The sequence below is a fragment of the Rhizobacter sp. genome (assembly GCA_021153565.1).
In the GTDB taxonomy this organism is placed as follows: Bacteria; Pseudomonadota; Gammaproteobacteria; order Burkholderiales; family Burkholderiaceae_C; genus Albitalea.
This window is the reverse complement of the sequence record JAJKJU010000070.1, coordinates 1-9,825: the sequence shown is the minus strand read 5'-3', so window position 1 is coordinate 9,825 and position 9,825 is coordinate 1. Positions and strand designations below refer to the sequence as shown.

Annotated in this window: 8 protein-coding genes and 1 riboswitch; of the genes, 1 reads left to right on the top strand and 7 read right to left on the bottom strand. The window is 65.5% G+C overall.

Going from position 1 to position 9,825, the window contains the following annotated elements:
* Nucleotides 1-86: 86 nt before the first annotated feature.
* From cbiE to AC30NL_RS04520, 7 genes are all read right to left on the bottom strand, one after another.
* Nucleotides 87-1,457, bottom strand: coding sequence for a precorrin-6y C5,15-methyltransferase (decarboxylating) subunit CbiE (cbiE, locus tag AC30NL_RS04550; protein WP_489462824.1), 1,371 nt, complete (start codon nucleotides 1,455-1,457; stop codon nucleotides 87-89).
* Nucleotides 1,454-2,599, bottom strand: a complete 1,146-nt coding sequence (locus tag AC30NL_RS04545; protein WP_489462823.1) for a cobalt-precorrin-5B (C(1))-methyltransferase — start codon at nucleotides 2,597-2,599, stop codon at nucleotides 1,454-1,456. Before AC30NL_RS04545 ends, cbiE begins: the two co-directional genes overlap by 4 nt.
* The gene (locus tag AC30NL_RS04540; RefSeq protein WP_489462822.1) at nucleotides 2,596-3,282 is read right to left on the bottom strand and encodes a precorrin-8X methylmutase; all 687 of its coding nucleotides are present in this window, start codon (nucleotides 3,280-3,282) and stop codon (nucleotides 2,596-2,598) included. The genes AC30NL_RS04545 and AC30NL_RS04540 overlap by 4 nt, the downstream gene beginning before the upstream one ends.
* Nucleotides 3,279-4,172, bottom strand: coding sequence for a sirohydrochlorin chelatase (locus AC30NL_RS04535; protein ID WP_489462821.1), 894 nt, complete (start codon nucleotides 4,170-4,172; stop codon nucleotides 3,279-3,281). Before AC30NL_RS04535 ends, AC30NL_RS04540 begins: the two co-directional genes overlap by 4 nt.
* Before the next feature lie 268 nt (nucleotides 4,173-4,440).
* A complete protein-coding gene (cobM, locus tag AC30NL_RS04530; RefSeq protein ID WP_489462820.1) occupies nucleotides 4,441-5,250 on the bottom strand; it encodes a precorrin-4 C(11)-methyltransferase in 810 nt (269 codons plus the stop codon).
* Nucleotides 5,247-6,572 carry a cobyrinic acid a,c-diamide synthase CobB gene (locus AC30NL_RS04525; protein WP_489462819.1) on the bottom strand — a complete coding sequence of 442 codons (1,326 nt, stop codon included), beginning with the start codon at nucleotides 6,570-6,572 and terminating at the stop codon, nucleotides 5,247-5,249. The genes cobM and AC30NL_RS04525 overlap by 4 nt, the downstream gene beginning before the upstream one ends.
* Before the next feature lie 153 nt (nucleotides 6,573-6,725).
* Nucleotides 6,726-6,957, bottom strand: a riboswitch (cobalamin riboswitch).
* Between the two features lie 56 nt (nucleotides 6,958-7,013).
* A complete protein-coding gene (locus AC30NL_RS04520; RefSeq protein ID WP_489462818.1) occupies nucleotides 7,014-7,937 on the bottom strand; it encodes a pseudouridine-5'-phosphate glycosidase in 924 nt (307 codons plus the stop codon).
* Between the two features lie 422 nt (nucleotides 7,938-8,359).
* On the opposite strand from AC30NL_RS04520, the gene AC30NL_RS04515 reads away from it, so the two are divergent.
* Nucleotides 8,360-9,825 (top strand): hypothetical protein (locus tag AC30NL_RS04515; RefSeq protein WP_489462817.1); only part of this gene is annotated, 1,466 nt, incomplete at its 3' end.

The window sequence follows — 9,825 nt, the reverse complement described above, 5'->3', positions numbered from 1 at the left end:
CCCTGAGAGGCAGTCTTCGCTCCCTCTCCCTCTGGGAGAGGGCTGGGGTGAGGGCCGTGGGCGGTGAATAAAGCCATGGGTTGCCATCACCGCAGCCCCTCACCCAACCTCTCCCCAGAGGGGAGAGGAGCCAATTCAAGACCTTGAAAGGGGTGTTCCTTCGATGCCATTGCCGCATCAGCCTGCGCGCACACGATCCACACCGGGTTCTCCGCCGCCATGCGGTGCATGTGCAAGATGGGTTTGCTGCGCGCGGCCTGCAGTTGCAGTACGTCCCATGTCGCGTTCAGCGAACTCAAGGCATGCGTTGCAGTGGCGAGGTTTTCCAGCGTCACGAAGTTCATCACCAGCCAGCCGCCGGCCTTCATGCGCCGCAGACACAGTGCGATCAACTCGGCGAGCTCGCCGCCCGAGCCGCCGATGAAGACGGAGTCGGGGTCGCTCCAATCCTGCAAACCTTCGGGCGCCTTGCCATGCGCCAGCGTGTGGTTGCTGATGCCGAAGGCATGCACGTTGCGGCCCGCAATCTCGAAATCGCCGTCGTTCTTTTCGATCGCCCACACGTGCCCTTGCGGGCACAGCCGTGCGGCCTCCAGCCCCACCGAGCCGCTGCCCGCACCGATGTCCCATACGACGCTGTCGGCACGCAATTGCATGCGCGCGAGCGACACGGCGCGTACCTCCTGCTTGGTGATCAAACCCTTGTCAGGCTGGCGCTGGTGGAAGGCCGCATCGGCCAAGCCGAAGCGCACCGGGTTCGTCCGTGGGCGCACACGCCACAGAAGCACGACGTTCGGATCAGCGAAGCGCTGTTGTGCAGCGTCTTGCGGCGACAAATCGGCCAGCACGCGTTCGTTGGCCGTGCACAAGTGCTCGGCCACCGCGAGATGAAAGTCATCGCCTTGTCCTTCGGCCAGCAGCAGGCGGGCGATGCGGTCTGGGGTGTTGTCGGGGCTGGTGAGCACGGCCAGCCTGTCATGTTGGCGCACCGCTTGGGCGAGTGCGTACAGGCCGTGCGACGGCGCGGCGCCCTGCGTCCATTCGCCCGCGTCCTTGGCATGGATGGAGATGATCTTCGCGTCTTGCCAAGCCAGACCGACGCGCGCGCAGGCAAGTTGCAGCGTCGAGACGTTGGGCAGCACCTCGATCGCCTCGATGCAAAGGCGCGAGGCCAGATAGCTGGCAATGCCGTGGCACAGCGGGTCGCCCGTGGCGAGCACCACGCTGCATTGCCGGGCCTCGCGTGCGCTGCGTATCCACTCGGGCACGGCACTGAGCTGTCCAGTGAGATCGCGGCGCACGGCGCCAGGTGCGATGTCGTCCTCGAACAGCGCCAGCGTGCGGGTGCCGCCGATCACGAGGTCCGCACGGCGCAGGTGCGCAATGGCGGTGTCACCGAGGCTCGCGGCGCCGTCGTCGAGTACACCGATCACTCGGCAGGGTTGGGGGTCAGTCATTCGCGTCTTTCACTCGATCGGGCCTCGGCGATCTTGCGGCCGTCGAAGTCGCACACCAGCACGTGAAGATGGAACTTGCCGGCGTAACGATCAGGGGCCATGAGCGTGCTCACGACCTTCTCGGCCAGCGCCGTGTGGAATTCATTCAACAAGCCCAGCGCCTCCATGCGTTCGGCCGCAAAACGAGCGGTCACGTTGGCGGCAATCGCCGCGCATTCGTCTGCCGGCGCGCCGATGCTCGCGGCCAGCTCGGCCAGCAATCCGGTGTCGACGTCGGCGCGGTTGGCGTGCGTGATGGTTTCGCCCTGCGCGATCTTGGTCAGTTTGCCCACCATGCCGCCAATCACCACCTCCTGCAGGCCTTCGGCCACTGCGGTGTCGAGCGCGTAGCGCAGGAAGTCGCCCATCTGTACGAAGCACGCGGCCGCAAGCTCCGGCCGCTCGTTCATCGCGAACTGCTCGGTGCGCCCGCCGGTGGTCAGCACGACGATGCTGTTCCCTTGGCCCTCGCCCTTGTTGCGGCCGACGGTGGCCGCCACTTGCACGCCCTGTACAACGCTTGCCCGATAGGCCGAGGTCGAGTAGGGCTTGACGATGCCGGAGGTGCCCAAAATGGAGATGCCTCCCAGAATGCCGAGCCGCGCGTTGAGCGTTTTCTTTGCCATCTCCAGGCCTTGCGGCACTGAGATCGTCACTTCGATGCCCGCATCCAGGAGCACGTCGGTGGCCACGGCGCGCACGTTCTCTTCGATGTTGCGCCGAGGCACAGGGTTGATGGCCGGGCCGCCCACATCGAGCCCGAGGCCGGGCATTGTCACGGTGCCAACGCCGAAGCCGCCTTGCAGTAACACGGCACCGGCTTGATCGCGCAGCAGGCGCACGTCGGCGGTGAGATGGGCCTTGTCGGTGCAGTCGGGATCGTCGCCCGCATCCTTGATGACCATCGCATGCGCGTTGCCTTCATCGCAGCGACCGTCATGAACCACGAAGCTCACCACGTCGCCATTGGGCAGCACCGATTCGACCGTCTCTGGCACGGCGCCGTTCACCAGGCCCAGCACGGCCGCGCGCGCGGCGGCCGCCGAGCACGCGCCAGTGGTGAAGCCGGTGCGCGTGCCGCGCTTGACGGTCTTTTCCATCATGGCCTGAACTGCTCCTCTCGTTGCTGGGCTTCCGCCAGCGCCAGCAACGCATGCAAGGCAGCCACCACCAGGGTCGAACCACCTTTGCGCCCACGGATCACGATCCATGGAACATGCCTTACCTGGGCCATCAGGTCTTTGGACTCGGCCGCCGAAACGAAGCCGACCGGCATGCCTACAACCAACGCCGGGCGCACGCCCTCGTCAACGATCAGGCGCACGAGCTCGATCAACGCGGTGGGCGCGTTTCCGATGCCGACGATCGCGCCATCGAGCAGCCCTTGACGATGTGCCTTGCGCATTGCTTGCACGGCGCGCGTCGTGTCTTGCGCCTTTGCCGCCTCGATCACATCGGCATCGCTGATGAACTGGTGCGGGTGCATGCCGAAGTGCGCGAGCCGCGGCGCCGACAGGCCCACGCAGATCATCTCCACATCGGCAACGACGCTCGCGCCGCCGCGCAGGATCGCCTGAACGCCGGCGTCGACCGCCTGAGGATGGAAGTCGGTCAGGCCGTTGAAATCGAAGTCGGCATTGGCGTGGATCATGCGACGCACGATGGGCCATTGATCTGCGGTGTAGCCGTGCGCGCCGACCTCGTGGTCGATCACCGCAAACGAATCGTGCTCGATCGCGCGGCCCGCGGCGGTGAGCTGTTCGGTGACGGTGTTGACGGTGCTCATGGATGCAGGTGCTCGTGTGGATGAGCACATTCGTGCCCGTGATCGTGCCCGTGATCGTGCCCGTGATCGTGATCGTGATCGCCGTGGTGATGCGTCACCCATTGCGCCGCCTCGTCGCTGACGGGTACCGCCTCAAGATGGCCTGACAGCAAGCCCTGCACCCGATCGGCCAGCAGCCGCGCAATCTCCGGCTCGAAGCCGAAGTACGAGCCCAGCGCGAAACGAATCTGCGGGTACTGTGCGCGCAGGTGCTCGACCTGCCGGCCGATGCGCTGGATCAGCGTGCCGGTGAACAGGTAGTAAGGCAGCACGACGATCTGGCGCAGCCCGAGCATGGCTTGGCGCTGAACCACCCTTTCCAGGCGCGGGAAGGTGATGCCGGTGAAGGCGAGGTCGACGATCTCGTGCTGGCTCTCCTCTTGCAGCCAACGCGCCATCTTGGCCATCTCGCCGTTGGCGTGCCGGTCGGACGAGCCGCGTCCGAGAAGCACCACACCCGTGGTGGTGGGGTCGGGCATGTCGAGCACGTGCATGCACTGGCGCAGTTGACGCTGCAGGATCGCGAGGATGGGCTCGCACACGCCCAGGTGTGGCGCGTAGTCGAAGCGGACGCCAGGAAGGTGCTGGCGAGCGCGCGCGATGTGCGCCGGGATCTCCATATTGACGTGGCCCGCCGCGTTGAGGATCAGCGGCACGACGATGACGCGCTGCGCGTTCCGCGAGGCGCGCGCCAAGCCCTCTTCCACTTCGACATCGGCGAACTCGATGAAGCACAACTCGATGCGCCAGCGTGGGTGCGACTCGCGCCACAGTGCGGTGAAGCGCTCTATTTCGTCGTTGCCGGATTGCTCGCGCGAGCCGTGGCCCACCAGGAGAATGGTCGTGGTCATGTCGAGGCCCCGATCGTCGAGAGGGTCTGCTGCTTGGGGCGGCCCTGCGCGCCGGCCGGCGATAGACAGGTTGTCAGTGGCAGCCCTTTCACGGTCTTTACACAGTCTGGTATTGCTCCCTCTCCCTCTGGGAGAGGGTTGGGGTGAGGGCCGTGGGCGGTGAATGAGGGCAGGGGATTGCCATCGCTGCAGCCCCTCACCCAACCTCTCCCCAGAGGGGAGAGGAGCCAATGCACGACCTTGAAAGGGCTGGTTGCCAGCGGGTGTCTCATGGTGCTTCCTTGGGTGTTGATGCGCGTCGAAACCTGTGCGTGAAGCTCGCGTCGTATAGCTTCGACTTGGTGAGATTCGGCCATTGCCGTGCGCCCAACGTGGGGCTTGCGATGACCATGGCCTGGCTCACGATGCCGGCGTCGCGGCAGCGCTGCTTGATGTCGGCCAGCGTGCCGCGCACGATGAGCTCCTCGCCTGGCCAGCTCGCCTTGTGAACGACCAGCATGGGCGAGTCTTCGGCCCAGCCAGCCTCGCGCAAACCGGCCTCGACCTTGTGCAGCAGCGTGATCGACAGAAAGATGCACAGCGTGCAGTGGTGGCTGGCCAACTCGGGCAAGGACTCACCCTCGGGCATGGGCGTGCGGCCCTCGACTCGCGTGAAGATCGTGGTCTGCGTGACCTCAGGCAGCGTGAAGCTCTCGACCGCCGCCGCTGCCGAGGCCATTGCCGACGAGACTCCGGGCACCACGCGCAGCGGCACGCCAGCGGCATCGAGCGGCTGCACCACTTCAATCAAGGTGCCGTAGAGCGCAGGGTCGCCGGTCTGCAGGCGGATCACGGTTTCGTGCCTGGCGGCCTGCGCGATCAACCAGCTCGAGATGTCGCCCAGTGTCATGTCCTTCGAGTCCGCGATCTCGCAGCTCGCAGGCGCCCAGCGCGTGGCCGCCTCATTGACCAGCGAGCCGGCAAACAGGATGGCGCCGGCGCGTGCGATCAAGTCGCGTCCCTTGACGGTGAGGAGATCGGGGTCGCCGGGGCCGGCGCCTACGAACCAGACCGTGCCGTACGCAAGCGACGTGGTCATGCCGCCTCCTCGCTCGGGCAAAACAAGCGCGCCACGGCCTGCGGGTTGGATGGGAAGTACAGGTGCAGGAAGGACGCGTGCAGGCGACCACCGGGCCCGGCGCGGTAAATTCCCTCGGGCTTGCCGTGATGGCGCTGCGCTTGCGTCTGCACAACGGGCGCCAGCGGCGTTTCAATGCGCGCGTGGTGGAAAGTGTGGCCGCGCACGGGTCCTTCGGGCAGTTCGGCGCTGTGCAGGCCCAGGTTGACGAGGCGCCTTTCCATCAAGGCGCGACCCGGCAGCAAGCCCAGCATCGTTGCGGTGTGGCCCTGTGCATCGGTCAGCGATTCCAGCAGCGCGAGCATGCCCCCGCATTCGGCGACGATGGGCTTGCCGCCTGCGCAGTGGGCGCGGATCGATTCGCGCGTCATGGCGTTTCGGCTCAGGCGCTCAAGATGCAGCTCTGGGTAGCCCCCCGGGAGATAGAGCGCATGCGCATCGGGAACCGGCTCGTCGGCCAGCGGCGAGAAGAACACCACCTCGGCGCCCATCGCTCGCAGCGTGTCAAGGTTGGCGCGGTAGAAAAACGAGAAGGCTTCGTCGCGGGCCACGGCGATGCGCATGTTGACGAGCGTTCGTTCGAGCGGCTGCGCTTCGGCCGCCTCGAAGCGCACTGGCTCGGGCAGCGGCGGGTCCATGGCACCCAGCGCCAGCGCTGCGCGATCAATGCGCTGATCAAGATCGGCCACCTCGCCGGCCTGCACCAGTCCCAGGTGGCGCGAAGGCAAGGCATAGGCCTCCTCGCGGGGCAGCGCACCGAACCAGGCCATGCCGGCGGGCAGACTCTCGCGCAGCATCGTGGCGTGCGTCGCGCTGCCCACGCGGTTGGCCAGCACACCCGCGAAACGCAAGCCGGGCCGGTAGGTGGCAAGGCCCTGGGCGATGGCGCCGAAGGTTTGCGCCATCGCCGAGCCATCGATCACTGCCAGCACCGGCAGGTCGAAGCGCAGGGCGAGGTCGGCGCTGGATGGCGTGCCGTCGTGCAGGCCCATCACGCCCTCGACCAGGATCAGGTCAGCCTCGCGGGCCGCCCGGTAAAGCAGTTCGCGGCAATGTGCTTCGCCGCCCATCCAAAGGTCGAGTTGGTGTACGGGCTGACCGCTTGCGTGCTCCAGCACCATCGGGTCCAGGAAGTCCGGGCCGGTCTTGAAGACGCGCACACGCCGACCCTGATCACGGTGCCAGCGCGCCAGTGCAGCGGTGGCCGTGGTCTTGCCCTGGCCCGAAGCCGGGGCGCCGACCAGCAGCGCAGGGCAATGCGCGGCCTGACGTGGTGTCGACATCGTCACGCCCTGCGCAGGCGTGGATGGCGGCAATTCAGCCGCGTGCGTTCGCACGGGCGCGACGAGAGAATCTTCATGGCGGACACAGAACAACGAGCCCAGGTTCCTGCTTCCCCGCAGGTTCCTGCAATCAAGCCGCGCGAATGAATGCAAACGCGCGCCTCCTCGTTGGCCGGTATCCGGGCTGGCGGAGACAACCCGTGTGTCCTTCCCAGAAGCCGGGGCGTCCAGTGGATTCGACACGAGCAAAAGGCCAAGGCCTTCGTCCGCTTACCGTTGCGGGGGCAGCTCAGGTTGGGATGTTCCGTTGGAACGATCTGTCCTGATTCCCGTTTAACTACGCCGGCTGAGGACCGGCGCGAGCACCAACGGGGCGGATGATATTCGACTCGGGCGATCGTGCTGCTACTTAGCCACTCAGCCACTCAGCCACTCAGCCACTCAGGCCGACAGCGCCGCGTACGCAACAGCAACCGCCGTCGCCAGCCTTGCGTTGTTCAGCACGAGCTGGATGTTGCCAGCCAGGCTGTCACCCCCCGTCAGCGCGTTGACGCGTGCCAGCAGAAACGGTGTCACCGATTTGCCGGTGATGTCCTGTGCGTGCGCGTCGGTCAATGCCTGATCGATCGCGCGGTCGATGACCTCCCGAGGCAGCGCATATTGCGCGGGTATCGGGTTGGCAACGACCAGTCCGCCGTCCAAGCCGAGGTCCCACTTCGCCTTCATGACGCGGGCGATCTGATCCGGCTCGTCAAGTCGGACGTCGACGCCAAAGGCACTGTCTCGACTGAAGAAGGCCGGCAGGGTGTCGGTGCGGAAACCAATCACTGGAACACCATGGGTTTCCAGGTGCTCCAGCGTCAGACGCAGGTCGAGAATCGATTTCGCGCCTGCGCAAATCACGGCCACAGGCGTACGAGCAAGTTCGTGCAGATCGGCCGATATGTCGAAGCTGACTTCTGCGCCGCGGTGCACCCCGCCGATGCCACCGGTGGCGAACACACGAATGCCGGCCAGTGCGGCGATGATCATCGTCGCCGCCACTGTCGTGGCGCCCGTGCCGCCATGCGCGATCAAGATCGGAATGTCTCGCCGGCTGACCTTGGCAGCGGCTGGGCCCATGCGGCCCAGCCGCTCGATCTCGTCGCACGTGAGGCCGGCCTTCAGGCGGCCATCCAGGATGGCAATCGTTGCAGGCACCGCGCCATGTTTGCGCACCTCTGCCTCGACGGCCAGCGCCGTCTCGGCGTTTTGCGGCCATGGCATGCCGTGCGAAATGATCGTCGATTCCAATGCCACGACCGGTCTGCCAGCAGCCAACGCGGCGGCGACTTCGGTGTGCAGGTCCAGCAGCTTATGCTTCATCGCTCGCTCCATTGATTCGCCCTCCGAGGCTGAGAGGCTGAGAGTATTTCTGTGGAACCCTGACTTGAACCACGCCGATCACCACACCATCGGTTCGACCAGGATCATTACTTGTTTGGTTCCGGTTCTGCCGGCTTTGGGGGGGGCGGTAATGGGCATCCCCTGCCGCAGTGGAAATTCAGTCGCGCCTTCTTCGCACTTCCGTAACCCTCTTCGCATGACGAGCACTACGAGGGGTGGTTGCCGTGCATAGTTAGTACCTGAACGAAAAGGCACTCGTTAACAGCTGTTGCAACCCCTGTAAGAAGGCGGTTCCTGCTGGGATGGTTTTGGCGTGCCGTAGATTTCACTGGCGGTCGTGGTGCCAAATGACAAACTTGGGCTTCGCTTGCTGCCGAAACACTGAAGGCGAGAGACGGACGATGGAGAACATCAACAGCATTGGTAAGCGAAAGGCCGGTTCGACTTCGGCACCTCCCGAAGAGCCATCCGCCGCACCGCAAGCGCGTCCAGCGTCATTCGCATTGGTGGCACCCGAAGCCCTTCGTCGGCGCACGGATGCAGGACACGTGGCCGGGCAAGGTGGCGTCGATTTCGCGCCACGCCAGGGCACGCTACCACCGCGCGGCGCGCATGTTCCGTCTATGGGCTCGTCCGCGGGGGCTCTACCGGTGGCGAACTCGACGCGCCACCCCGCGGCGGTTCTCAATCAGTATGTCAGCGACGTGCAAGAGCTCATCCCGTTGATCCATGAAGTCAAGGCCCGCTTGGCAACGGTGGCGGGAATTTCCAAGCGCCCGGGGATGAGTAAGAGTTTCTCCAACGCCTTCAACGCGGACGGCACCCTCAAGCCACCCGCTGACAACCGCAACGCCCGAAGCCTTCACAACAAGCTGGAGTTCATCCAGCAGAGCCATCCGACGGTGGTCGAGAAGTTCAAATTGGCGACCGGCCGACAGCAGGCCCTACGGACGATCCCCTGCTCGGAATCGAACGAGTTCGCCGGCGACCTGCAGAAGCTCATCCCGTTGATCCATGAAGTCAAGGACGGCCGGGCAACGCCGCTGGCAATTTCCAGACGCCCTGGAATGAGCGGTAGCTTCGCCAATGCCTTCGCCCCGGACGGCACCCTCAAGCCAGCCTCCCCTAACGCCAAAAGCATTCTCAAGAAGCTGGAGGCCATCCGACAGAGCCATCGGCACGTGGCCGATGCGTTCCAAGCGGCAATGGACAGGCGCAAGCTAAAGCCTGGTGAGGCCCCGGCTCACCGTGCGGCGTCCCTTGACATCAACGACTTTGGAGCGCGTCGGCATGAGCCGGCGCGGTTGATCCTGCAGATCCGGCAGCACGCGGTTTCCCTTGAAGACGCAGAGCCAGGCTTCCCTGGGTTGTCTCGATTGATCGACTCCTCGGGCCTGTGGCACAGTGAGCCGGAGCTTGGACTTGTCTGCGGCGAGCTTGTCGCCCCGCAGGAGCAGGAGAACTTCTTTCCCCGGATTCAGGAGATCGACCAACTGCTGCTGCCGGGCGCCCTGGCCCGCGGCGAATCGTCAGTCAGCGCCGCACAAGCCGTTCCGGCCGATCTGCCGGGCCCGGGGCCGGGGCCCGCAGCAGCGGCGCGACTCACGTTCGACCTGAACATTGAGCCCGATTTAGCCGACGCGCCGCAGTCCCCCGCACTCTCGCCCGTGCCAGACCCCAGACCGGTCAAGCTTGAGCCGATCGACCGCGCGCCAGCGGTGCGCGTACCGCTGTTGGTGGAAACTCCGCTGGACCAGGCGCGCACCGCCTTTTATGAAGAATTCGAAGTGTGCAACCTGACCGGAGACGCGCCGAAGTGGACGTCCACGCTGGCCAAGACCGGCGGGGTGATCGTGCACCACCGCAT

What these genes read in the sequence shown, in the direction of transcription:
- cbiE (WP_489462824.1), bottom strand. Translation starts at nt 1,457, where the DNA reads ATGACTGACCCCCAACCCTGCCGAGTGATCGGTGTACTCGACGACGGC.
- AC30NL_RS04545 (WP_489462823.1), bottom strand. Translation starts at nt 2,599, where the DNA reads ATGATGGAAAAGACCGTCAAGCGCGGCACGCGCACCGGCTTCACCACT.
- AC30NL_RS04540 (WP_489462822.1), bottom strand. Translation starts at nt 3,282, where the DNA reads ATGAGCACCGTCAACACCGTCACCGAACAGCTCACCGCCGCGGGCCGC.
- AC30NL_RS04535 (WP_489462821.1), bottom strand. Translation starts at nt 4,172, where the DNA reads ATGACCACGACCATTCTCCTGGTGGGCCACGGCTCGCGCGAGCAATCC.
- cobM (WP_489462820.1), bottom strand. Translation starts at nt 5,250, where the DNA reads ATGACCACGTCGCTTGCGTACGGCACGGTCTGGTTCGTAGGCGCCGGC.
- AC30NL_RS04525 (WP_489462819.1), bottom strand. Translation starts at nt 6,572, where the DNA reads ATGTCGACACCACGTCAGGCCGCGCATTGCCCTGCGCTGCTGGTCGGC.
- AC30NL_RS04520 (WP_489462818.1), bottom strand. Translation starts at nt 7,937, where the DNA reads ATGAAGCATAAGCTGCTGGACCTGCACACCGAAGTCGCCGCCGCGTTG.